Source organism: Streptomyces radicis (assembly GCF_003626575.1).
Lineage (GTDB): Bacteria > Actinomycetota > Actinomycetes > Streptomycetales > Streptomycetaceae > Streptomyces > Streptomyces radicis.
This window is the reverse complement of sequence record NZ_RBDY01000002.1, coordinates 1-22,517: the sequence shown is the minus strand read 5'-3', so window position 1 is coordinate 22,517 and position 22,517 is coordinate 1. Positions and strand designations below refer to the sequence as shown.

17 protein-coding genes, 1 rRNA gene and 1 riboswitch are annotated in these 22,517 nt (G+C 74.2%); of the genes, 9 read left to right on the top strand and 9 right to left on the bottom strand.

Translation table 11 applies throughout. From position 1 onward, the window contains the following. Positions 1 to 5: 5 nt before the first annotated feature. Positions 6 to 1,460: an MFS transporter gene (locus D7318_RS02975; protein WP_230423292.1), complete on the bottom strand. Its 1,455-nt coding sequence runs from the start codon at positions 1,458 to 1,460 to the stop codon at positions 6 to 8. Between the two features lie 89 nt (positions 1,461 to 1,549). Here D7318_RS02975 and D7318_RS02970 point away from each other — a divergent pair, with 89 nt between their 5' ends. The 3 genes from D7318_RS02970 (at position 1,550) to D7318_RS02960 (ending at position 4,586) form a co-directional block, all read left to right on the top strand. Continuing rightward, positions 1,550 to 2,065, top strand: coding sequence for a winged helix-turn-helix transcriptional regulator (locus D7318_RS02970; RefSeq protein WP_120695267.1), 516 nt, complete (start codon positions 1,550 to 1,552; stop codon positions 2,063 to 2,065). Between the two features lie 215 nt (positions 2,066 to 2,280). After that, a riboswitch (cyclic di-AMP (ydaO/yuaA leader) is annotated at positions 2,281 to 2,450 on the top strand. 10 nt (positions 2,451 to 2,460) lie between these two features. After that, positions 2,461 to 3,549, top strand: coding sequence for a M23 family metallopeptidase (locus tag D7318_RS02965; protein ID WP_183091307.1), 1,089 nt, complete (start codon positions 2,461 to 2,463; stop codon positions 3,547 to 3,549). Positions 3,550 to 3,647: 98 nt separating this feature from the next. After that, complete coding sequence (locus tag D7318_RS02960) at positions 3,648 to 4,586, top strand: aldo/keto reductase (protein ID WP_120695266.1); 939 nt, start codon at positions 3,648 to 3,650, stop codon at positions 4,584 to 4,586. A 55-nt stretch (positions 4,587 to 4,641) separates the two neighbouring features. On the opposite strand, the gene D7318_RS02955 is transcribed toward D7318_RS02960, so the two are convergent. Both D7318_RS02955 and D7318_RS02950 read right to left on the bottom strand, forming a co-directional pair. After that, positions 4,642 to 5,058 (bottom strand): very short patch repair endonuclease, encoded by a 417-nt coding sequence (locus D7318_RS02955; RefSeq protein WP_230423291.1) that lies wholly within the window; start codon positions 5,056 to 5,058, stop codon positions 4,642 to 4,644. Between the two features lie 32 nt (positions 5,059 to 5,090). Then, positions 5,091 to 5,672 (bottom strand): hypothetical protein, encoded by a 582-nt coding sequence (locus D7318_RS02950; RefSeq protein WP_120695265.1) that lies wholly within the window; start codon positions 5,670 to 5,672, stop codon positions 5,091 to 5,093. 132 nt (positions 5,673 to 5,804) lie between these two features. On the opposite strand from D7318_RS02950, the gene D7318_RS02945 reads away from it, so the two are divergent. Further along, positions 5,805 to 6,776: a hypothetical protein gene (locus tag D7318_RS02945; protein WP_120695264.1), complete on the top strand. Its 972-nt coding sequence runs from the start codon at positions 5,805 to 5,807 to the stop codon at positions 6,774 to 6,776. A 46-nt stretch (positions 6,777 to 6,822) separates the two neighbouring features. On the opposite strand, the gene D7318_RS02940 is transcribed toward D7318_RS02945, so the two are convergent. Both D7318_RS02940 and trmB read right to left on the bottom strand, forming a co-directional pair. Next, on the bottom strand, positions 6,823 to 7,962 hold the full coding sequence (locus D7318_RS02940; RefSeq protein WP_120695263.1) for a PrsW family intramembrane metalloprotease: 1,140 nt from the start codon (positions 7,960 to 7,962) through the stop codon (positions 6,823 to 6,825). A 140-nt stretch (positions 7,963 to 8,102) separates the two neighbouring features. Next, positions 8,103 to 8,855, bottom strand: coding sequence for a tRNA (guanosine(46)-N7)-methyltransferase TrmB (gene trmB / locus D7318_RS02935; RefSeq protein WP_120695678.1), 753 nt, complete (start codon positions 8,853 to 8,855; stop codon positions 8,103 to 8,105). A 182-nt stretch (positions 8,856 to 9,037) separates the two neighbouring features. Here trmB and D7318_RS02930 point away from each other — a divergent pair, with 182 nt between their 5' ends. After that, on the top strand, positions 9,038 to 10,357 hold the full coding sequence (locus D7318_RS02930; RefSeq protein ID WP_147437597.1) for an outer membrane protein assembly factor BamB family protein: 1,320 nt from the start codon (positions 9,038 to 9,040) through the stop codon (positions 10,355 to 10,357). A gap of 46 nt (positions 10,358 to 10,403) precedes the next feature. On the opposite strand, the gene lhgO is transcribed toward D7318_RS02930, so the two are convergent. After that, complete coding sequence (gene lhgO, locus D7318_RS02925) at positions 10,404 to 11,612, bottom strand: L-2-hydroxyglutarate oxidase (RefSeq protein WP_120695261.1); 1,209 nt, start codon at positions 11,610 to 11,612, stop codon at positions 10,404 to 10,406. Positions 11,613 to 11,620: 8 nt separating this feature from the next. Further along, complete coding sequence (locus D7318_RS02920; RefSeq protein ID WP_120695260.1) at positions 11,621 to 13,033, bottom strand: MFS transporter; 1,413 nt, start codon at positions 13,031 to 13,033, stop codon at positions 11,621 to 11,623. A gap of 612 nt (positions 13,034 to 13,645) precedes the next feature. On the opposite strand from D7318_RS02920, the gene D7318_RS02915 reads away from it, so the two are divergent. After that, entirely contained in the window at positions 13,646 to 15,718 is a 2,073-nt protein-coding gene (locus D7318_RS02915) for an asparagine synthase-related protein (protein ID WP_120695259.1), read from the top strand. 6 nt (positions 15,719 to 15,724) lie between these two features. Here D7318_RS02915 and D7318_RS02910 read toward each other — a convergent pair whose 3' ends face one another. Both D7318_RS02910 and D7318_RS02905 read right to left on the bottom strand, forming a co-directional pair. Then, positions 15,725 to 17,542 carry a sigma-70 family RNA polymerase sigma factor gene (locus D7318_RS02910; RefSeq protein ID WP_120695258.1) on the bottom strand — a complete coding sequence of 606 codons (1,818 nt, stop codon included), beginning with the start codon at positions 17,540 to 17,542 and terminating at the stop codon, positions 15,725 to 15,727. Between the two features lie 132 nt (positions 17,543 to 17,674). After that, on the bottom strand, positions 17,675 to 18,448 hold the full coding sequence (locus D7318_RS02905; protein ID WP_120695257.1) for a TetR/AcrR family transcriptional regulator: 774 nt from the start codon (positions 18,446 to 18,448) through the stop codon (positions 17,675 to 17,677). Positions 18,449 to 18,658: 210 nt separating this feature from the next. On the opposite strand from D7318_RS02905, the gene D7318_RS02900 reads away from it, so the two are divergent. The 3 genes from D7318_RS02900 to D7318_RS02890 all read left to right on the top strand — a co-directional run. Further along, complete coding sequence (locus D7318_RS02900; RefSeq protein WP_120695256.1) at positions 18,659 to 20,026, top strand: NAD(P)/FAD-dependent oxidoreductase; 1,368 nt, start codon at positions 18,659 to 18,661, stop codon at positions 20,024 to 20,026. Positions 20,027 to 20,110: 84 nt separating this feature from the next. Further along, positions 20,111 to 21,772: an ATP-binding SpoIIE family protein phosphatase gene (locus D7318_RS02895; protein ID WP_120695255.1), complete on the top strand. Its 1,662-nt coding sequence runs from the start codon at positions 20,111 to 20,113 to the stop codon at positions 21,770 to 21,772. Between the two features lie 315 nt (positions 21,773 to 22,087). After that, positions 22,088 to 22,517, top strand: a 16S ribosomal RNA gene (locus D7318_RS02890); the annotation flags it as partial.

Below are 22,517 nucleotides of genomic sequence, written 5' to 3'. Positions count from 1 at the left end.
GCGCGCTACCCCGTGACCGCCGGCGTGGCGGCGTCCTCGCGCGCCCTCTCGCGCGCGGGCCCGTTCCGCCGCAGCCCCGACGCGGTGACGAGCGCCCCGAGCACGGCCGCCCCCAACGGCACCAGCAGCGCCGCCCGGTACCCGTCGAGCATCCCGCGTTCCCCCGCGCCCCCCACCGCGACGCTCACGGCGGTCGCGGACGAGAGCCCGAGCGCCGCCCCGAACTGGAACGACGTGTAGAACAACGCCCCCGCGAGCCCCTGCTCCTCCTCCGCGATCCCGTCCGTGGCCGCGATGGTCAGCGGGCCGTAGGCGAGCGCGAACGAGATGCCGACCAGCAGCATCGTCGGGAACATCGCGAGATAGACCGTGTCCATCCCGATCGGCAGGAACAGCGCGTACCCGGTCGCCGCGACGACGAGGCCGCCGAGGATGACGCGGGTGTTGCCCCAGCGGTTGACCAGGCGCGGGGTCAGCAGCGGCGCCAGGATCGCGTCGATGCCGAGCACCAGCATCGCGAAGCTCGTCTCGAGCGTGGACCAGCCGCGCAGCTCCTGGAGGTAGAGCACCGCGATGAACTGGAAGCCGAAGAACGCGGCCGCCACCAGCAGGCCCCCGACGTTCGCCCGCACCAGCGCGGACGAGCGGAGGATGCCGAGCCGCACCAGCGGGGCGGCCGAGCGCCGTTCGATCACCACGAACGCCGCGAACAGCGCGAGCGAGGCCGCCAGCGTCGTGACGCTCCTGGCGGCGGTGGTGTGGGTGGCGCCTTCGACGGTGGCGACCAGCAGCAGGATGGCGCCCGTCACGGTCAACGCGCCCAGCACATCCACCCCGCGCCGGCGCGCGCGCCCCACCGCGGCCCCCGTCGCCCCGTTCTCCTCTGCCCCGTCCTCTCCCGCATCGGCCCGCGGCAGCAGCGCCAGCGCCGCGACCAGGATCACCGCCGACAGCAGCACCGGCGCGAAGAAGACCCAGCGCCAGCCGATCGACGTCAGCAGCCCTCCGGTCACCAGGCCGAGCGAGAAGCCGCCCGCGGCGGTCCCCGAGTAGACGAGCAGCGCCTGGTTCCGCCGCGGGCCCTCGGGGAACGTCGTGGTGATGATCGAGAGCCCGGCCGGGGTCATGAACGCCGCCGCCACCCCCGTCACGAAGCGCGCCGCGATCAGCATCCACGCCTCGGTCGCCAGCCCGCCGAGCCCCGAGAACAGCAGGAAGACCGCGAGCCACCCCACGAACATCCGGCGCCGCCCGAACAGGTCGGCGGCCCGCCCGCCCAGCAGCATGAAGCCGCCGTAGCCGAGGACATAGGCGCTCATCACCCACTGGAGCTCGCCGGTCGACAGGCCGAGATCGGCCCGGATCGAGGGCAGGGCCACATTGAGCATGGCGAGGTCGATGCCCTCGAGGAATATGGCGCCGCACAGGACGAACAGCATGCCCCAGGCACGTGTGGACACGTCAGAAATCCCTTCGGAAGATGCGTATCGGTCGATCAGAGGTGGTTCCCTCTTGTAACTGACAGCATCATCCGGAACCATCAAGGGTCATGGAAGAAGGCACTTCGGAATTCCCCAGGCACCGCACGGGTACCGAGGCGGTCGGCCCCGCCCCCTGCGTGGACGACTACGCCTACGACGCCCGCCAGTGGGACACCCGCGAGGACTGCGAGGTCCGCCAGATCCTCGACCGCATCGCCGACAAGTGGTCGCTGCTGGTCATCGCCCTGCTCGACTGCCAGGGCCTGCGCTTCACCGAGCTGCGCCGCGAGGTGGACGGCATCAGCCAGCGCATGCTGACCAAGACGCTCCGCCAGCTGGAGCGCGACGGCCTGGTCAGCCGCACCGTGCACCCCACCGTGCCGCCCCGCGTCGACTACGCCCTCACCCCGCTCGGCTCCACGCTGCACGCCACCATCCAGGCGCTGGTGACCTGGACCGAGCGCCACCAGTCCGAGATCGCCACCGCCCGCGCCGCCTACGACGCGCGCGAGGCCGTCGGGTCGGCGGGGGCCGCCGCGCCCGCCCTCGAAGCGGCCACCACCCCCGTTGATCACCGTGCGTAGGTGAAGGACGCCGCTCCGCATAACAATTGACGTACCGTCAGATGCGACGTGCCGCACATCGCCCCGCAAAAATGCCCGGTTTTGCGGGACTTGAAGGGTTTAAATCCTGGTCATGGACTCGTTTATTTTCCGTGGGCACTTGGAATCCGGTGGCCGCGTCTATTAACGTTCGATAACGCAGCGCGGTCGTCACCGCCGTCGCACAGGGACGGCACCGTGCTCCATCGCCGAATCCGGCGTGTGCGAAACAACTGCACCAAAGGAACCGGGGACCCAACACTTGGGGTGAATCGGACTGCCGGCAGCCACCCAGGCCGGCCGACCGTAGGAGACCTTCCTGCTCCGAACCCGTCAGCTAACCCGGTAGGCGAGAGGAAGGAAAGGAGAACGCCTCCGTGGCGTCGAACCGGCATGCCTCGCTCGAGGACACCCACCAGGACACGTTCGGCCCGCACGACCCGCACGGCGCGCGCGACACCCTCGACGCGTACCCCGCCTTCTACGGCCCCACCACCACGCCGGACGAGCCCTACGCCGAGTGGAACCCCAGCGAGGAGACGCTGCGCCCCGTCCGCGGGAAGCACCGCGTCGCCCGGCAGCGCGGCGGCACGATCGCCCGCAGCCGCGCGGTCCTCGGCGTCGGGGTGATGGCGGCGGTCGGCGCCGGTGGCATGGCCACGGCCAACGAGGAAGGCGCCGCCGGGATGCCCGGCGTCGGAGCCGCGGCCGACAAGGTCAAGGAAATCCCGGTCCTCGGTGGCCTGTTGGGCACCCCGGACACCGCGGAAGCGGCCCCCGCCGCGGCGCCTTTCACCTCGGCGGGCGTGACCCAGGCCGACATCGCCGCGGGCCACACCGACGCGGGCGAGGCCCTGCGCGCCCGGATCCTCCAGCAGGCCGACCAGCAGGAGGCCACCGCCGAGGCCGAGGACAGGGCCGCCGCGCTCGAGGCCGTCCAGGCCGACGCCGCCGCCGAGGCGGCCGAGGCCGCGGAGGCCGAGCGCGCCGCCGAGGAGGAGCGGCAGCGCCAGGCCGAGGAGGAGCGCCAGCGCCGCGAGGAGGAGGAGCGGCTGCGCCAGCTCCGCGAGAGCTACGCCCTCCCCCTCTCCGACTACCGCATCTCCACGACGTTCGGCGAGAGCGGCCCGATGTGGCAGACCACCCACACCGGCACCGACTTCGCCGCCCCCGCGGGCACCCCCGTGAAGAACGTCCACACCGGCACCGTCCAGGAGGCCGCGTGGGCGGGCTCGTACGGGTACCGCGTGATCATCGAGCTCGAGGACGGCACCGAGGTCTGGTACTGCCACCTCTCCTCGATGAGCGTCTCCGCGGGCCAGGAGGTCACCACGGGCGACACGATCGGCGCGGTCGGCTCCACCGGGAACTCCTCGGGCCCGCACCTCCACCTGGAGGTCCTGCCGAACGGCACCGACGCGATCGACCCGCTCGCCTGGCTGCGCGACAAGGGCCTGTCCATCTGACCGGCCCCCTCAGGTTCCGGCGGCCCTGGCGGCTCCCCCCGACGTCAGGGCCGTCGGTCTCTCATCAGGCGTTCACGTAAGGCGCCTACGCTGAACGCATGCATCCCACACGCACCGTCGGTTCCCTCCAGGTCTCCCCGCTGTGCCTCGGCGGGAACGTCTTCGGCTGGACCGCCGACGAGTCCGCCTCTTTCGCCGTCCTCGACGCCTACGCGGCCGCCGGCGGGAACTTCATCGACACCGCCGACTCCTACTCCCACTGGGCGCCCGGCCACGCGGGCGGCGAGTCCGAGGCCGTCATCGGGCGCTGGCTCGCCCGCCGCGACCGCGACTCGGTCGTCATCGCCACCAAGGTCGGCAGCCACCCCGAGCTGACCGGCCTGGCCGCGCCCACGATCAAGCGCGCCGCCGAGGAGTCCCTGCGCCGCCTCGGCACCGACCACATCGACCTGTACTACACGCATGTCGACGACGAGACCGTCGAGGTCTCCGAGATCATGACCGCCCTGGACGACCTGGTCACCGAGGGCAAGGTCCGCGAGATCGCCGTCTCCAACATCACGCCCGAACGGCTGCGCGCCTCCCTGGAGTTCTCCGTCGCCGAGGGCACGGCCCGCTACGTGGCCATCCAGCCGCACTACAGCCTGGTGTCCCGCGACACCTACGAGGGCGAACGTAGCGCGCTCGCCGAGGAGTTCGGCCTCGCCGCGCTGCCCTACTGGGGCCTGGCCGCCGGGTTCCTCACCGGCAAGTACAGGCCGGGGGGCGCCGAGGTGGACAGCCCGCGCGCCGGGAGCGCGGCCGCGCACCTCGCGACCGAGCGCGGCCCGCGCGTCCTGGCCGCCCTCGACGAGGTCGCCGCGGCCCACGGGGCCGCCCCCGCGACCGTCGCCCTGGCCTGGCTCGCCTCACGCCCCACGGTGGCCGCCCCGATCGCAAGCGCGAGCACCCCGTCCCAGCTCCCCGCGCTCCTGGCCCTGCCGGACCTCACCCTGAAGGACACGGAGCTCGCCACCCTGACCGAGGCGGCGGCGTAGCCCGCGACCCCACCCGCCCGACGCGCCGGCCACGCCCGCGCGTTGCCCCGACGGCTCACCCCGCCCGCCGTTCCCCCACCACGCGCGCCACCTCGCCCGCCACGACCTCCGGGGACTCGTGCTCCCAGAAGCGCAGGACGCGCCAGCCCTCATCGGTCAGCCGCGCGGTCGTCTCCCGGTCCCTGGCGACGTTGGTGTCCAGCTTCGCGCGCCACCACGCCCCGTTCGCCCGGGGCGAGGTGGCGTGTTCGGGGCAGCCGTGCCAGAAGCACCCGTCGAGGAACACCGCGACCCGCGCGCCGGGGAAGGCGATGTCGATCGTCCGCCGCGGCATGCCGGGGACCTTCCGCTGGAGGCGGTAACGGTGCCCCGCCGCGTACAGGAGGCGGCGAACGGCCAGCTCGGGGCGGGTGTCACGGCGGGCCTGGCGGCTCATCCTGGCGGCGACGGCGGGGCTCGACGCGGTGGGCATCCGCCCATCATGCCGCGCCCCGCCGAACGCCCTCACGGCGCCCGGGTCAGCAGGGTCAGGTCCGTCGCCGTCGCGACCGCGAGGGTCTGGCCCGTCGGGGAGAAGCCCGCCGTGCGGAGGGGCGCGTGGGAGGTGTGGTGGATGTGCCACCACACGCCGCCCGCCGGGCCGTGGCACAGGCCGCCGTCGGTGGACAGCAGCACGCGGTGGTGGGGCCAGTCCGGGCTGACGACATCGAGGGACCAGCCGTCGTCCGTCGTGGCGTGCAGGCCGCCGCCGTGCAGGCCCGCGATGCGGATCTGCGCGCCCGCGAGCGGGCCGAGGCCCGGGCACGTCAGCAGGGGCCCCACCGGGTCGGAGACATCGGGGTCGGGGTCGCGGTCGCGGGCGAGCAGCTTCCCCGTCGTCGTGTCGAACACCCCGTGCCCGCCCTGTGACACCACCATCACCAGGTCGTGCCCCGCCGCGGGGTCCGGCGCGAAGCCGATGCCGAGCAGCCCGCCGATCGGCACGGTGGGGCGGGGATGGAAGACGGGTCGCCAGGGCGCCGGGGCCGGGGAGACGGGAGCGGCGAGAAAGCGCTCCCGCAGCTGCACTTCGTAGTCGGTGAACATCGCGCTCCAACCCACGCGTACGGTGAGGGGAACACTACGGTCGGTTGACGCGAAGCGCTAGACAGGCAACGTTCACCTTGCCGGTGCTTGGCAGTCACACGGGCAGCCCGACCGGCGTGCACAGTCGAGAGTATGAAGGTCAGGCTGCGACCCGGAAGCCTCGCGCGCGCGGAGGATCTCCTCACGGCGTGCGTGCGCGAGTGCGCCGCACACCTCGTCTCCCTCGAAGGGCCGACCCCGGCGGAGCGCACCGAGCTCGTCGCGGCCGTCGGCGCGCTCGTGGCCGAGCACACGACGTTCGAGCCGTCGGTCGACCGCTCGTTCGAGGCCCTGCTGAATGTCGGGCGCCGCGCCCTGGACGCCGGGGAGATCCGGCTGGCGCGCCGCCTGGCCGACAGCGCCGTGGCGCTGCGCCCCGGCGCGGGCGGCGCGTGGCGGCTGCGCGCGGAGGCGCTCGAGGCGGACGGGCGCGAGGAGGACGCCATGCACGCGCAGGGACGGTTCGAGACGCTCACCGGCCACCGGCTCGACCACGAGCTGCCGCTCGACGGCGGCGACCCGATCGGCGTGGACGCGTTCCGCGCCCAGCTCGCGGGCCGCTCCGTCTGCGTCGTGGCCAACGGCGAGAGCGTGGCCGCCAGCGGCCTCGGCGCCGCGATCGACGCCTACGACTTGGTGGTGCGCGTCGACTCGTTCCAGACCCACCGCGAGGGAACGGGCGAACGCGTCGACGTGCACGCCGTATCGCACCGCAGCGGCGGCCCGGGGTGGCGGCGGCGGGCGCGCACGCGGCTGGTGTTCGGCGAGCGGCCCGCGCAGTGGCGCGCGGCGATCCGCGGGCGGCTGGTCGCGGGCGCGCAGTCCTACGTCGGCGACCTGTCGCTCAGCCGCCCGGTCCGCGACCCCGCGCTGATCGGCGAGGTCCGCTGGGCCGCCGAGCCGACCACGGGGTTCACCGTGGCCCGGCTGCTCGACCACCTCGACGTGAACCCCCGGATCGACCTCTTCGGCTTCGCCGTCCCCGGTCAGCTCCGTGCCGAGGAGCGGCAGTGGATCCTGGGCCACGCCAAGAGCCGCGACGGCCTGCGCCTGTCGCTGCGTTGACCGGCAGCCCTCTGGGGCGCCGCCGCCTCAAGCCCCGCAGCGGCCCTTACGGCGCGCTCACCGGCGGCGTCACCGCCGCCCGATGCTCCGCGAGCCGCGACAGCAGCTCCCGCTCGGCCGCCACGAAGTCGGGCCGCACCGCGCCGCGTTCGGCCCGGTGCCGCAGGAGCGCCAACGACGTCGCCGCCGCCTGGTAGCCCGCCATCGCGCGCCACCCCGTGGACCCGTGCGCCTCCCGCGCGCGCCGGCGCGCGGCCGAGCGCGCCCGCAGCGACGCCAGCGCCTCGGGATCCCCCGGCGCCACCCAGCCCGCCGCCGCGTAGAGCGGCAGCGTCTTCCGCACCACCCGCAGCTGCCGTTGCCGCGCGGAGGCGACCAGCCAGCACAGCACGCAGAACGCGGGCATCATCACGAGCCCGTAGACCGCGCCGAATCCCGTCAGGCTCAGCGAGGCGGCGGCGTTCCACGCCGAGTGCAGCCCCATCGCGAGCGCGAGCCCGCCGAGCGGCAGCAGCCACCGCCACGACGGGGGCCGGTGCGGCGCGAGCGTGGCCGCGAGGCCGAGGCCGATCCCGGCGAGCACCGTGAACATCGGGTGCGCCAGCGGCGCCATCACGATCCGCACGAAGAACGCCACCAGCGTCCCCGAGTGCATCCCGCCCCCGCCGTCGGCGCTGTCCTGGGTGAAGGCGTTGCCCAGGTAGAGGACGTTCTCGGTGAACGCGAACCCCGTCGCCGCCAACCCGGCCGTGACGACGCCCCCGATGACGCTGTGGAACGCCCGCGGCCGGTGGAGGAAGAGCAGCAGCACCGCCACCGCCTTCGCCGTCTCCTCGACCACGGGCGCGATCACCGTCAGCTCCAACGTGTCCGCGCGCGTGGGTCTGATGGTGGCGGGGTCGTCGGTGAGCCAGCTCACCAGCAGGTTGTTGGCCAGCAGCGCGAACAGCGTCGCGACGCACGCCCCCCAGCCGAACGCGAACGCGAGCGGGCGCCACGGGCGCGGCGCCAGCGCGTCCACCCAGTGGAAGACGCCGATCAGCACCGGCACGGGGAGCAGGGCGAGGCCGAGGCCGACGAGGAATCCCGGCGCGCCGGTCTCGCGCCACACCAGGACCGACACGATCAGGCCACAGACCACCAGGGGCACCACGGTGGCGAACGTGGGGGAGAGCGACGGGCGCACGCCATGACCTTACGGTGTGCGCCCTGGCGTTGACAGATGCGCCCACGGCGGCGGCGAACCGTTTCACCCGCCCGTCGCCCCCGCGTCGACGGGCCGTCAACAGCGCGGTCGTCTGCTCGGCTCGCGGCTCGGCTCGCGGCTCAGCCGTCTGCTCGGTCGTCGAGCCGCCTGAAGAGCAGGTCCCGCACCTCGTGCCCCTTCGCCAGCCCCTGCCGCTCGAACCGGGTCAGCGGCCGCACCGCGGGTCTTGGCGCGAACGCCCTGACGCCGTCCGCGCCTTCGGGCGCGGCGTTGGCGAACGACGGACTGGCCGTCAGCACCTCGAGCATCGACGCGGCGTAGGGCGCCCAGTCGGTGGCGCAGTGCAGCAGCGCCCCCGGCGCCATGCGCGAGGCGGCGAGCTCGACGAACTCCGGCTGGATGATGCGCCGCTTGTGGTGTCGCTTCTTGGGCCAGGGGTCGGGGAAGAAGACCCGCACCCCGGCGAGCGCGCGCGGCGGCAGCATCGTGCGCAGCAGGATGAGCGCGTCGCCGTTGGCCACGCGGACGTTGGTCAGGCCGCGCTTCTCGGCGAGCCGCAGCAGATGGCCCTGGCCCGGGGTGTGCACGTCAACGGCGAGGATGCCGGTGTCCGGGTCGGCCGCGGCCATCTCGGCGGTCGCCTCGCCCATGCCGAACCCGATCTCGAGCACCACGGGCAGCCCGCCGAACAGCGCGGGCAGGTCGAGCGGCGCGAGCCCGTCGATGTCCAGGCCCCAGCGCGGCCACAGGCGCAGCAGCGCGTCCCGCTGCGAGGGCGTGACCCGGCTGCGCCGCGGCTGGAAGCTGCGGATCGTCCGGTCGTGGTGCGCCCCGGCGGGATCGGGCGCGGGACCGGCGCCCCGCGGGAACATCCGGGCGCGTTCAGTCGTGAGAAAGGTGAGGTCGCTGTCGGTCTCGGTCACAATGCGTCCGATTTTACGGCGATTCGGCGAGGAACCGAGCGGCGGCTGTGCGGCGTCGGACACGGTGAGCCGGTCCGACGGGCGTTCAGCGCGCCCCGGGCAGTGACGTGTGGGACTTCGGGGGATGTGCCATGGGTGAAGGGCAAGGCCGCACAGGACTGTTCGTGCTGCCCGTGGCGGTGCTGCTGCTGGCGCTGCTGACGGTCTGGGTGGTGGTGTTCAGCCGGGAGAACGGCTCGGCGGGCGCCGAGGACATGGTCGCGGCCACGGCCACGCCGACCGGCGAGCCCGAGGAGCTTGTGGAGGCCTGGGACGCGCCCCCGGTGCGCGCCGGCGCCGACGAGTCCGACCGGCGCGCGACGCGCCTGTGGGCGCACGACAGCACGGTCACGCTGGTCTCGACCGCGGGCGTGACCGGCTATGACACGGTGGACGGGGTGCCGCGCTGGCAGGTGGACCCGCCGATGGGCGGCACACGGCCCTGCGCGGCGTCCGACGCGACCAACTCCGCGGGCGTCGGCGCCGTTCTCTACCGCGCCGAGGGCGCCGCGAGCCCGGACGCGACCCCCGCCGCCGACTGCTCCGTGCTCGCCGTGATCGACACGACGACGGGCGCGCTGCTGTGGTCCGAGCGGTTCGAGCGCCCGGTGGTGGCCGCCGACGCGACGGTGACGGTCGGCGAGGAGGCCGTCACCGTGGGCCTGGAGGCGACGGGCGCCGTCGAGGGCTTCCACCGCTTCGCCGTCGGGACCGGCGAGCCGCTGGCGTTCCCCGCCCCGCCCGAGGACGGCGGCATCCCCCTGTGCCAGGGCGGGCGCGAGCCGCTGTCCGCGACGCACGTCGGCTCGCGCGTCGCGGTCCTGACCCGCTGCGGCGGTGCCGACGACCCCGGGGGCGAACGGGAGTTGAGCGTCTACCACGCGGACACCGGGGCCCTGGAGTGGACGCACCCGGTCACCGACCCCGCGCTCGGCCTCAGCGGGATCCTGGCGGGCGACCCGGTCCTGCTGTTCCAGGGCGATGACCTGGTGGCCTACGCGGAGACCGGCGAGGAGGCGTGGCGGCTGCCGCGCGACCGGGTGCGCCCCGAGATGGCTGCGGTGACGGGCGAGGTGCTGTTCACGCGGGAGAGCGACACGTCGTTCGCGGGCTACGACCTGGCCACGGGCGAACGCCGCTGGAGCGCCGAGCTGCCGTCGGCCACCCAGCTGTTCGGCGTGGACGGCGACGGCAGGCCGCTGCTCGCGCACCCGGTGAACGACGACGGGCTGCGGCTGTTCCGGCTCGACGCGCCCGACGGCGCGGAGTCCCCGGCGGGGCGCGTCCCGCTCGACCCCGAGCGCTCGTCGGACGAGGTGACGGTGGCGTTCGACGGCCACCAGCTCTACACGCTGACCCCGGTGACGCGCGAAGGCTCTGAGGGCCTACGCCTCGCGGCCTACGAGCGCTGAGGGCGCGCCGGGGGCGCGCGGGGACAGCGCCGGGCGCGCGCTCCCGCTACGCGAGCCCAGGCCCGTCCAGCAGGCGTGTGGCGACCTCGCGGCCGATGGGGAGGCACGCCGTGGCGGCGGGGGACGGCGCGTTGAGCACATGCACCGTGTGGGGGGCCTCGGCGATCTCGAAGTCGTCGGCCAGGCTCCCGTCCGGCAGCACCGCCTGGGCGCGCACCCCGGCGGGGGACGGCAGCAGGTCGCGCTCGGTGATCCCGGGCAGCAGCCGCCGCACCGCCGCCGTGAACGCGCGCTTGGACAGCGAACGGCGCAACTCCCCCGCGCCATACCGCCAGTGGCGCCGCGCCATGCGCCACACGCCGGGGTACGCCAGCTCGTCCGCCAGCTCGCGCGCCCCCACCGTGCGCCAGTCATAGCCCTCACGCGCCAGCGCGGGCACGGCGTTGGGCCCGATGTGCACCTCGCCGTCGAGCCCCGCCGTCAGATGGACGCCCAGGAAAGGGAACGCCGGGTCGGGCACCGGGTAGACCAACCCCCGCACCAGCGACGCCCGCTCGGCCCTCAGCCGGTAGAACTCCCCGCGGAACGGCACGATCCGCAGCCCCGGGTCGTCGCCCGCCAGGCGCGCGATCCGGTCGCTGTGCAACCCGGCGCAGTTCACCAACGCGCGCGCCCTCAGCACCTCCCCGCGCCGGGTGCGCACCGCCACACCCCGGCCCACGCGCCGGTCCACGGCCACGACCTCCGCGCCGGTCCGCAGGTCCACCAGCCGCGCCAGCTGCCGCGCGACCGCCGCGAAGTCGCACTGGCCCGTGCTCTCCACGCGCAGCGCCGCGATGCCCGCGACCGCCGGCTCGTACTCCGCGATCTGCGCGGGTCCCAGCTCCCGCACCGGAACGCCGTTGCGCCGGGCGCGCTGGGCCAGCTCGTGCAGCCTGGGCAGCTCGTCGGGCTCGGTGGCGACGATCAGCTTCCCCGGCGTGGCATGCGGGATCCCGTGCTCCGCACAGAACTTGACCAGCTCGGCCGACCCGCTCACCGCGAACCGCGCCTTGCGCGACCCGGGCCTGTAGTACACGCCGCTGTGGATGACCCCGCTGTTCCGCCCGGTCTGGTGGAGGGCGGGCGCCGCCTCCTTCTCCAGCACGGTCACGGCGAGCCCGGGGCGCGCCTCACGCAGCGCGTGCGCCGTGGCCAGCCCGACGACGCCGCCGCCGATCACCAGCACATCGCATCCGTACCCTGCCAGTGTCATGTGTCACATCATGCCGGAGCGGTCAGGAGCGGGCGGGCCTGCTCCTGGAGCTCCTTGACCAGCGGCTCGTCCGCGTAGGGCGCGAGGCGGGAGAGTAAGTCGCGCACATAGTCCGTCGTGCGGGCCGACGAGATGCGCCCCGCGACCTCGACGGCGCGCGCGCCCTTGGCGCACGCCGCGTCCAGGTTCCCCTCCTCGAGGTCGGCGACCGCGGCCACCACGAGGCGCAGCCCGTGCGAGCGGACGAACTCCTCGGTCGGCTCGGACAGCGCGTGCTCGGTGAAACGCCGCACCTGCCCGGGGACGTTGAGGTCGATGTAGCACTCGGCGGCGTCGGCGGCCAGGCGGTTGTAGCTGTAGAAGTCGAGCCAGCCGGGGTCGCCGTCGCCGTCACGCGACCGTTCGAGCCAGCCCTCGGCGGCGTTGAGCGCGGACTCGCAGCCCGGCGCGTCCTTCGCCTTGGCCAGCGCGCGCGCCTCCACCAGCTTGAAGAAGCTCATCGTCTTCGCGGTGGCCAGCGAGCGGTTCCGCTCGAGGGCGGCCTGGGCCAGGTCGACGGCCTCCTCGGCGAAGCCCCGGTAGACCGCCTGGAGCGACATCGACGCCAGCGCGTACCCGCCGAGCGGCACGTCGGCCGCCGCGCGCGCGAGCCTGAGCGCCTGGATGTAGTACCGCTGGGCGGCCTCCTGCTGGCCCGTGTCGAACGCCATCCACCCGGCGAGGCGGGTCAGCTCGGCCGTGGCGCGGAAGAGGGAGCGGCCCACCTCGTCGGTGTAGCTGCCGAGCAGGAGCGGCGCCGCGTCGGTGCGGAGGCACTGCGGCACCATCGACGAACGCCAGTCGCCGCCGCCGTACTTGGAGTCCCAGCGGCGCGCCTCCTGCGCCGCCTCGCGCAGCTTGGAGACGTCCGAGTGGCCCACGCGCCCGATCCCGCCGTCGCGCGGCGCGGCGACGCCGTCGCGGGCGACGGAGACGTCGGCGGGGCTTATGAGCCAGCGGGAGACGGGCGTCGCGTAGGCGCTGATGGCGAACGACCCGGCCAGCGTCTGCCAGATGCCCTTGCCCGGCGAGACGTCGAGCCGGTACAGCTCGGTCGCGGAGGCCACGGCCCCCGGCACGTCCCGGGTGAACGCGAGCCCCACCTCGGGCGCCGGGTCCGTGTCGGCCAGGCCGATCTCGTGCAGCGGCACGGGGCGGCCCAGCTTGCTGCTGATGGCGGCGGCGATCAGGTGCGGTGCCGAGCCCTGCGGCACCATGCCCTTGGTGACCCAGCGCGCGACCGATGTCTTGTCATAGCGCAGCGTCAATCCCCGCTGTGCGCCGAGGTCGTTGACGCGCCGGGCGAGTCCGGCGTTGCTGATCCCCGCGAGGGCCAGAACCGCGCCCAGCTTTTCGTTCGGCCCGCGTTGTTCCCTGGACATGCGCGCACCCCTGACACACACCAACGGCAGCCCCGCGACCAGCGCAGGGCTTTTCCGTGCCTCCGCCAACCCAGCGTAGTTCGGCGCCTGCTGACCGTTAAGGGGGTGGATCCCGGATGGCGTGTTTATGACCGTACATGTGTACGAGCGTCGGGTCGGCGCCGTGACTGTGCTCCCGGCATGTGGCCGTGCGCCCGCCCGTGCGCTCTGGGCAGTCGGGGGCGGGGCCGCTTCGATGGACAGCGCGTGGGTCGGCCCGTTGTCCCGAGGGACCAGCGGGCCGGGGGAAGCCACCGTCTCATTCCCCGCGGACGGTGGCCTGGTCCGGGAGGCGGCCAGCGTCTCCCGGACCACGACGTCACCTGCCCCCGCGCGCCCGCGCCATGGGCCGTTCCTCGGCCAGACTTTGGCCGAAAATGGTCGGTTTCCCCGGAGTCGCCCCACGGGCCCCGGTAATCCCGTCCTTCACACCGGGGAGCGCACAGGGTAGTTCGCCACGCGGGCGAACTACCTCACGGTCATGCCCCGTTCCCGCCCCTCCCGTGGCAGCATGGGCCTGTCAGCAAACACCCATGCGGCGGTCCATGCATTCTTTCAGTGGGGGAGGCGGCGATGCGGTGGTTGGTGGGGTGGTGCGGCGCATCCGCCAGCGCGGCCCGGGAGATCCAGCCCCTGGGCGCCCAGTTGCTGTGGGAAGGGCCCGATCCCCTGTGGGCCGTGGGCGATTGGCGCCCCGACGAGGTGCGCCTCGTCTACGCCGACGGCGACACCCACCTGGCCGTCTTCGGCTACTGCGGCGCGGATGACGAGACGTTGCGCCGCTCGCTCGTCTCGGCGCGCGCCGGCGCGCTCCGCCAGCTCACGACGTGGCCGGGGAGCTACACCGCCGTCGCGCGCTTCGGCCGGCGCACCGTCATCCCCGCCGACCTCGCGGGCACAAGACCGGTGTTCCACACCAGTTGGGCCGGCGGCACCGCGTACTCCACCGCCGCCCTCCCGCTCGCCGACCTCACCGAGGCCCAGCTCGACGTCCCCCACCTCGCCGCCCTGCTCGCCTGCCCCGACGCCCCCGAGGCCGTCGGCGACGGCACGCCCTACCGAGGCGTCACCCGCGTCCCCCCGGGCCACGCCCTGCGGCTGCGCGAGGGCGGCAGCCGCGACATCCTCGGGTACGAGCCCGCCACCCCCCTCGTCGTCGCCGCCCCGCCCGTCGAGCGCGAGGCCGCCGTCGCCGGGGTCCGCGACGCGCTCGTCGCCGCGGTGCGCACCCGGCTCGCGGCCCCGCGCCACGCGCCGGCGCGCGACCCGGGGCCCGTGCCGGGCATGGGCCCCGCCGACCGCCGCGCGGCGCGCATGGGCCCCGAGCCCGCCCCCGGCGTCGGCGCCGACCTCTCGGGCGGCAGCGCCTCGGCCACCGTCGCGCTCCTCGCCGCCGGGCTCCCCGGCATGCCGGGCACGGTCTACGGCACCGGCGCGACCCTCGCCGGCGAACGCCTCCTGGCCGTGACGTTCAACGACCTGACCGCCACCGGAGGCCACGCGGGCGTCGACCGCGCCGCCGAGATGGAGCGCGCGCGGATCATCGCCGAGAGCCCCCGGCTCCACCACGTCGTCGTGGCCGCGGGCGACGAGGCCCTGCCCTACGCCGACCTGGAGGGCGGCCCCCTCACCGACGAGCCGGGCCCCTCCCTCGTCAGCGCCGCCCGCCACCGCCACCGGCTCGCCGCCGGGAGCTCCGACCACCTCATCGGCAACGGCGCCCGCCAGGTCCTCGACGCCCACCCCGCCCGCCTCGCCGACCTCCTGCTCGACCGCCGCCGCCGCCATCTGGTCCGCCCCGTCACGGCGTTGGCCAAGGCCAGCGGGGGCGGCGGGCGCGCGATCCGCGTCCCGTTCACCGTCTACCGCGCCGCCCGCAAGCTCGCCCGCACGCCCTACCCCGAGGGCCTCTCGAGCGCCGCCGTCCTGCTGCGCCGACCCATCGATGACGAGCTGCTCTCCGACGGGGCGCTCGGCGCCTCGCTCGCCGCGCTCGCCTGGTGCAGGCCGGGGCCCGCGGCGCGCTGGCTCACCGGCGAGGCGCTGGCAGAAGTATCGATTCGACTCGAGGCCGTCGCCGCCCACCCCAGGGGCGGCGCCACCACAGGGCGCCCCGGCGAGCAGCTGGCCCGCGCCGTCCTCGCCCGCCACGCCGCCGACCACCGCGTCTTCGAGCAGGCCGCGGAGGTGCGCCACCAGCGGCTCCACGCGCCGTTCTACGACAACCAGGTCGTGCGCGCCTGCCAGGCGCTCCCCGAGAGCCACCGCGTCCAACCCGGGGCGCGCGCCGAGGTGTTGCGCGCCGTGCTCGAGGGCGCGGGCGTGCGCGACCTGCCCCCGGGCTGGGGCCACACCACCCACGCCTCACACGCGGACTCCGTGCGCTCGGGGCTGCGCGCGTACATCAGCGACGTGGTGGGCCTCTTCGAGGCGCCGCTCCTCGCCGACGCGGGCCTGATCGAGGCCCGCGTCGTCCGCAAGGCGCTGCGCGCGGCGGCCGAGGGCGAGCCGCTGCCGCTCGACGGCCTCGCCGAGCTGGTCTCCACCGAGGTGTGGCTGCGCCGCCTGCTCACCCGCCGCGGCTCCTGCTGGACGGCCGAGGGCCACCACGACCCCCGCGCCGTCACCAGCGGCGTCAGCCCGTGACGCCCCTCAGGCGCAGCTGATCTCCGACTCCGCCCAGTCCGCGAGCGCGGCCGCCCCGAGCGGGCCCCGCGGCTCGACCGTCAGCCGCAGCGTCTCCACGCCCGTCAGCGGAACGTTCACCCGCACCGCGTCGTCCGTGCCCGCCACCACGTCCGACGTCCACAGCAGCGTCCCGTCCCCGTACACCCCGAACACCGCCGCGCCGATCCCGTGCGTCAGGTCGTCGAGCCCGGCCAGCGCCTCGTAGGTGACGCAGTCGCGGTTGAGGTCGATCGTCACCGACGACCAGGCCGCCGACACGCTGATCCCGTGCTCGTACGCCCGGCCGTTGATCGACACCCCGTCCCGCTGCCACACCGGCGTGCTCTCCAGCGTCCGCAGCGCCGGGGTGGTGCCGTCGCTCAGGAAGTCGAACGCGAGCCGCCGCAGCTCGAACCCCTCGGCGGGCGGCGGCGGCTCGGGCGGCGCGGGGGGCGCGGGCGACTCGGGAGGCTCCGGCGGCGCGGGCGGCTCGGGCGCGGGCTCGGGCTCCGGAGCGGGCGGCTCGGGCTCGGGCGTCGGCTCGGGCGCAGGGCCAGGGTCCGGTTCGGGCTCGGGCTCCGGAACCGGCTCCGGAACGGGCTCCGGCGCCGGGTCGGGCGGCGCGGGCGCCGCCGCCGGGGGCGCGGGCGTCCGCCGCGGCGGCTCCTCCTCCGCCGCGGGCGGCGCAGGATCGGGCTCCTCCTCCGCCTCGCCCCCCATCAGGGCGAGCGCGAGCGTCGCCGCCGCGGCCGCGACCACCGCCCCGCCCACGATCCCCACCTTGGCGGGCGCGCCGAGCCCTTCGGCCGCCGCCCCGCCACCCACCGATCCCGCGCCACCGGCGGCGCCACCGGCCGCGCCGCCCGCCGCTGCGGCCGACCCCGCGGCCCCCGCTCCCGCCGCCCCGAGGAACACCCCGGCGCCCTTGAACGAGAACTCCGCCGCGAACCACCCGACCACCGCGATCGGCAGGATCGCTCCGATCCGCTCGTTCAGGTCCCGCACCTCGGACGCCGCCAGCGCGCAAGCCCCGCACTCGGCAAGGTGCTTGCGCAGCCCCCGCTCCGCCCGCGCCCGCAAACCCCCCCGCGCGAACGCCCCGAGCCGGTCCGCGTACCGCGCGCACTCCCCGCCGTCGCTGCCCGCCCGGTTCACGTGCTGTTGGAGATACGCCTGCCGCAGCCCCTCACGCGCCCGGTGCGCGAGCACCGACGTGGCGTTCGGCGTCAACCCGAGCAACGGCGCCACGTCCTGCGGCGACGCCTCCTCCACCGTCGTGTGCCACAGCACCGTCTGCCAGCGCTCGGGCAGGCTGCGGAACGCCCGCATCGCCATCGACTGCTCGGCGTGGTGCATCGCCCTGACGTCAGCGCCCAGCTCGAGCGCGTCCGCGTCCCCCGCCCGCGCCGCCGCGTCCGACGCCGCGAACGTCGCGAAGTCCTCGACGAGCTGCTCCCGCCGCGCCGTTCGCCCCCAGTCCGCCGCCACGCGCCGCACCGACGTCAGCAGATACGCCCGCACCGCCGTCCTCGGCCCGCCACCCCGGCGCACGGCCTGCAACGTCGCCGCGAACACCTCGTTCGTCAGGTCGTCCGCCGTGTCGGCGTCCCGGCAGCACGTCCGCGCATAACGGCGCACGGCCTCCGCATGGCGCCGGTACAACTCGTCGTACGCCTCCGGCGCACCCCGACGCATCCGGTCGACCAACTCCAGGTCGCCCGCCTCACCATGGGGAACGCGCTGCCGCGGCACCACGGACTCACCGGCGTCCTCGCCATGCCCCTCAACGCCGTCAACGCCCATAGCCGGAAAGCCCCTGTTTACATAGCTGTCAGCGACACCGGCAAGGCTGCCACAACGCTCCGGTGGCCCAAGGGCAGTTCACCGGAGAACCACCCGTTGGTGGGGCATCCACCTCGCTTCGCGCGCTCTCCGTCACCGCTCCCTTACGCGCCCCTCACCTACGCGCCCCTCGCCGCTGGCCCGCAACCCCTGGAGCAATATCTCGAGCAGCCGCGACTCCGCCGCCGTCTGCCGCGCCGGATCCTCGAACCTGGGCGGCGTCGTCGCTATCACCAGCATCAGGTCGGCCACCGTCACATCCGCCCGCAACTCACCCGCGGCCCGCGTCCGTTCCACCAGCTTCCCGACCACCGAGAGCAGCTCCCGCGTCCCCGCCCCCCTGCCCTCACGCGCCTCGCCCGCGTCCCCCTCGGGCACCGCCCGCTGTATCGGGACCCGCTCGCGCCCCCCACCGCCCGCCGCGACGCCCGCCCCCGCCGTCAACAGTTCGGGAGGCAGCAGCCGCCCGGCCCCCGAAGCCGCCGACCGCTCCACGAAGCCCGCGAGCGCCCGCCACGGCTCGTCGTCCCTCGCCAGCGCCTCGAGCGCCCGATCCGTCAACCGCCGCGTCTCCTCCGCGGCGATGTGCCGCACCAGCGCCTCCTTGTTCGGGAAACGCCGGTACACCGTCCCCACGCCGACCCTGGCCCGCCGCGCCACCTCCTCCATCGGCGCCCCGTACCCCTGCTCGCCGAACACGTCCCGCGCCGCGCTCAGCACATGCCGCAGATTGCGCTGGGCGTCCACGCGCAGCGGCGCGGACGACTTCCCCGCCGCCGCCCCGCCCGCCGCCACACGCCCACCGGCACGCTGGTGCTCGACCGAGGGCGGCACTTCAGAACCGTCCCCGGATCCACTGATCCGCATATGAAATTCCCCCGGTGCTGCGGTCGCTTCCCGAAAAGACGCCGCGTGTAGTAAGAGTTACGAACCAAGAGTTACGAACATAGTTGAGGCCACTGACAGCGAGAGGGCTCCCTTCCGACCCCGCCGCGCCAGGCCCCCGCCGCCCCCGATCGGAGCAGCGCCGTGTCCCGCCTGTGGACAAACGGCCACCCACGGGTGCCTTATGGACAGGTGACCAAGCAACCCGCCCACATCGTGGTGGCCGGCGGCGGCCATGTCGGCCTGTTCACCGCACTCCGCCTCCAGCGCGGACTCCGGCGCGAGCTACGGCGCGGCGACGTCCGGATCACCGTGATCAGCCCGGATCCGTACATGACGTACCAGCCCTTCCTGCCCGAGGCCGCGGCCGGATCGCTCTCGCCCCGCCACGTCGTGGTCCCGCTCCGTCGTGTGCTCTCCCGTTGCCGCTTCCTCCCCGGCGAGGTCACCGCCGTCGACCCGGGAAGGCGAACGATCTCCGTGCGGACACCCGCCGACCAGGAGACCGGCGGCGAACCGCTCCGGGTCGACTACGACGAACTGGTGCTGGCCCCCGGTTCCATCTCCCGCACGCTCCCCGTCCCAGGCCTCGCCGACCACGGCATCGGCTTCAAGACCATCGAGGAGGCCATCGGCCTGCGCAACCACGTCCTGGAGCAGCTCGACATCGCGTCGTCCACCCGCGACAGCGCCGTCCGCGACGCCGCGCTCACGTTCGTCTTCGTCGGCGGCGGCTACGCGGGCGTCGAGGCCCTCGCCGAGCTCGAGGACATGGGACGTTACGCGTGCCGTTACTACCACAACATCCGCCCGGAGGAGCAGAAGTGGATCCTGGTGGAGGCCACCGACCGCATCCTCCCCGAAGTGGGTGAGCAGATGGGCACCTACGCGCTCCGCGAGCTCCGCGGACGCAACGTCGACGTCCGGCTCGGCACCCGCCTCGAGTCGTGCGACGACCGCGTCGCCACCCTCAGCGACGGCTCACGGCACCCCACCCGCACCCTCGTGTGGACCGCGGGGGTCAAGGCCCACCCCGTCCTCGCCTCGTGCGACGTCCCCCTCGACGGCCGCGGTCGCGTCCGCTGCCGCCCCGACCTGCGCGTCGAGGACAGGGAGCACCTCTGGTCGGCGGGCGACGCCGCCGCCGTGCCCGACCTCACACGCGAGGACACCGGCGGACCACGCGCCCTGTGCGCCCCCACGGCGCAGCACGCGACGCGCCAGGCCCGCCGCCTCGCCGACAACATAGCCGCCGCCCTCCGCGGCGAGCCCCTCACCGACTACCGTCACCGCGACCTCGGCTCGGTCGCGTCCCTCGGCCTCCACAAGGGCGTCGCCCGCGTGCGCCGCCGCCGCGTCAAGGGCCCGGCGGCCTGGCTGATGCACCGCGCGTATCACCTCGGCCGCGTCCCCACCGCCCACCGCAAGGCGCGGATCCTCGCCGAATGGGCCCTTGCGGGATTGTTCAGACGTGAGATCGTCTCACTCGGCTCGCTCGAACACCCCAGGGCCGAGTTCGAGCTCGCCGCCGGCACCGGACGCCACCCCGAGGGCACCTGACCGAGACCCGGCATGTGACGATGGGTGCGCTGCCGCTCAGCGAAGAGTAGACGTGCAAACCAGAACGAATCAGATCGGAAAGTCGTGAATTTGACGCGCTGGGGCATCCGGCTGCCCGGGGCACAGCGGCGCCACGGCGGCGCCACCGGAGCGGACGCGGGCGCCGTGCCCGCCGCCCGCGGAGGCGGCGACCGCCAGGACCCGGCGGCCAGACCGAGGAGCGGCCACGGCGTCGACGCGTCGGCCATCGACGAGCTGCTCGGCCACGTGCAGGCCCCCGTCGTCGTCGTCCGCGGCCCCGACCACCGCGTCGCCTACGTCAACGACGCCTACGCCGCCCTCTTCGGCCACCGCACCCCCGGCGCCCCCGCGCGCACGGCCCTCGAGGAGCTGGCCGAGGTCGGCCTGCTGCCCCTCATGGACCAGGTGCAACGCAGCGGCACCCCGCGCACCCTGAAGTCCCGCGGCGTCCACGGCACGGGCCGCGACAGCTACTTCACGTTCACGTGCACCCCCGTCGAGCTCACCGCCACGCCCGACGCCCCCGCGCAGCGCGGCGTCCTCGTCTTCGCCGCCGACGTCACCGACCAGGTCGTCTCCGCCGAGCGCCTGCGCGAGAGCGAGAGCCAGCAGCGCGCCGCGGCCGTCACGTTGCAGCGCAGCCTGCTCCCCCAGCGCCTCGAACAGCCAGACGACCTCCGCGTCGCCGCCACCTACCAGCCGGGCGGCACCGACGCCGCCGTCGGCGGCGACTGGTACGACGTGATCACCCTGGGCGCGGGGCGCACGGCCGTGGTGATCGGCGACGTCATGGGCCGGGGCGTGCGCGCCGCGGCGATCATGGGCCAGCTGCGCACCGCCGTGCGCGCCTACGCGCGTCTCGACCTCCCGCCCCACGAGGTCCTCCAACTCCTCGACGGCCTCGCGATCGACATCGACTCGACCCAGATCGCCACGTGCCTCTACGCCGTCCACGACCCCAACGAGGGCAGCCTCACCTACGCGTCCGCGGGCCATCTGCCCATCTTCATCCGCGAGCCCGACGGCGGCGTGCGCCGCGTCTCCGAGCCCACGGGCCCCCCGCTCGGCACCGGCGGCTGGGTCCATACATCGGGCACGGTCCCCTTCGGCCAGGGCGCCACGGCCGTGCTGTGCACCGACGGCCTGGTGGAACGGCGCGACGCGGACATCGACGAGGGCCTCGACGCGCTCGAACGCGCCGTCGCGGGCGCGGGCGACACCCCCCAGATCATCTGCGACCGCCTGCTGCGCGCCCTGGGCATCACCGAGGAGCACGACGACGACGTCGCGATCCTCGTGCTCAGCTGCCCGGCCCGCGAGGGCGAGGAGGCCGACCTCTTCAGGGGCGCGGCCCTCGACCTCCTCGGCGGCATCGAAGCCGCCCCGCGCGCCCGGGCGTTCGCGGACGGCGTGCTCGCCAGCTGGCGCTTCCCCGAGGAGCTGCGCGAGCTCGGCGTGCTCGCGGCGAGCGAGCTGGTGGCCAACTCCCTCAAGCACGGCCGCGCCCCCATGGGCCTGCGCCTGCGCCGCACGGACCGCCGCCTGATCGTGGAGGTCACGGACGGCGACGAGCACCTGCCACGCCGCCAGCAGGCGCAACCCGCCGACGAGGCGGGCCGCGGCATCGCGGTCGTCGCCACGATCGCGGCCGAGTGGGGCGCCCGCCGCCTCCCCGAGGGCGGTAAAGCGGTGTGGGCGGAGTTCGCCCTCCCGGGGTCAAGTTGACGCACCGGAGTCGGGGGCGTAACGTTGCCCGAGCGCTCTTGACAGGGCGCACTCCACCACAAGCGTTCAAAGGCCCGTGAGGGTTTCTTTGGTCTGCCTGGAATGGGGATCCCGGGGCCGGATTTGGAATTCGGCGGGGATTGCTTCTAGAGTGGTGGACACAGCGAAGGGAAACGCCCGGAGGGTCCTGAGAGGGGCTTGAAGGAAGTGTCCGTTCCTTGAGAACTCAACAGCGTGCCAAAAGTCAATGCCAGTTGTATTGATGAAGTATGTTCAGCGAGAATCTGTTCTCGGTGGATTGCTTGGTTTGAAGCATTCACGGAGAGTTTGATCCTGGCTCAGGACGAACGCTGGCGGCGTGCTTAACACATGCAAGTCGAACGATGATCCGGTTTCGGCCGGTGATTAGTGGCGAACGGGTGAGTAACACGTGGGTAATCTGCCTCGCACTCTGGGATAAGCCCGGGAAACTGGGTCTAATACCGGATATACATCGGTGGCCTCATGGTCTGTCGGTGGAAAGCTTTTGCGGTGTGGGATGAGCCCGCGGCCTATCAGCTTGTTGGTGGGGTGATGGCCTACCAAGGCGACGACGGGTAGCCGGCCTGAGAGGGTGACCGGCCACACTGGGACTGAGACACGGCCCAGACTCCTACGGGAGGCAGCAGTGGGGAATATTGCACAATGGGCGGAAGCCTGATGCAGCGACGCCGCGTGAGGGATGACGGCCTTCGGGTTGTAAACC

Excerpts from the sequence above, each read along its gene's own strand:
- D7318_RS02970 (WP_120695267.1), top strand. The coding sequence starts at position 1,550 with ATGGAAGAAGGCACTTCGGAATTCCCCAGGCACCGCACGGGTACCGAG.
- D7318_RS02960 (WP_120695266.1), top strand. The coding sequence starts at position 3,648 with ATGCATCCCACACGCACCGTCGGTTCCCTCCAGGTCTCCCCGCTGTGC.
- D7318_RS02955 (WP_230423291.1), bottom strand. The coding sequence starts at position 5,058 with ATGCCCACCGCGTCGAGCCCCGCCGTCGCCGCCAGGATGAGCCGCCAG.
- D7318_RS02950 (WP_120695265.1), bottom strand. The coding sequence starts at position 5,672 with ATGTTCACCGACTACGAAGTGCAGCTGCGGGAGCGCTTTCTCGCCGCT.
- D7318_RS02945 (WP_120695264.1), top strand. The coding sequence starts at position 5,805 with ATGAAGGTCAGGCTGCGACCCGGAAGCCTCGCGCGCGCGGAGGATCTC.
- trmB (WP_120695678.1), bottom strand. The coding sequence starts at position 8,855 with ATGTTCCCGCGGGGCGCCGGTCCCGCGCCCGATCCCGCCGGGGCGCAC.
- D7318_RS02930 (WP_147437597.1), top strand. The coding sequence starts at position 9,038 with ATGGGTGAAGGGCAAGGCCGCACAGGACTGTTCGTGCTGCCCGTGGCG.
- lhgO (WP_120695261.1), bottom strand. The coding sequence starts at position 11,612 with ATGACACTGGCAGGGTACGGATGCGATGTGCTGGTGATCGGCGGCGGC.
- D7318_RS02920 (WP_120695260.1), bottom strand. The coding sequence starts at position 13,033 with ATGTCCAGGGAACAACGCGGGCCGAACGAAAAGCTGGGCGCGGTTCTG.
- D7318_RS02915 (WP_120695259.1), top strand. The coding sequence starts at position 13,646 with ATGCGGTGGTTGGTGGGGTGGTGCGGCGCATCCGCCAGCGCGGCCCGG.
- D7318_RS02910 (WP_120695258.1), bottom strand. The coding sequence starts at position 17,542 with ATGGGCGTTGACGGCGTTGAGGGGCATGGCGAGGACGCCGGTGAGTCC.
- D7318_RS02905 (WP_120695257.1), bottom strand. The coding sequence starts at position 18,448 with ATGCGGATCAGTGGATCCGGGGACGGTTCTGAAGTGCCGCCCTCGGTC.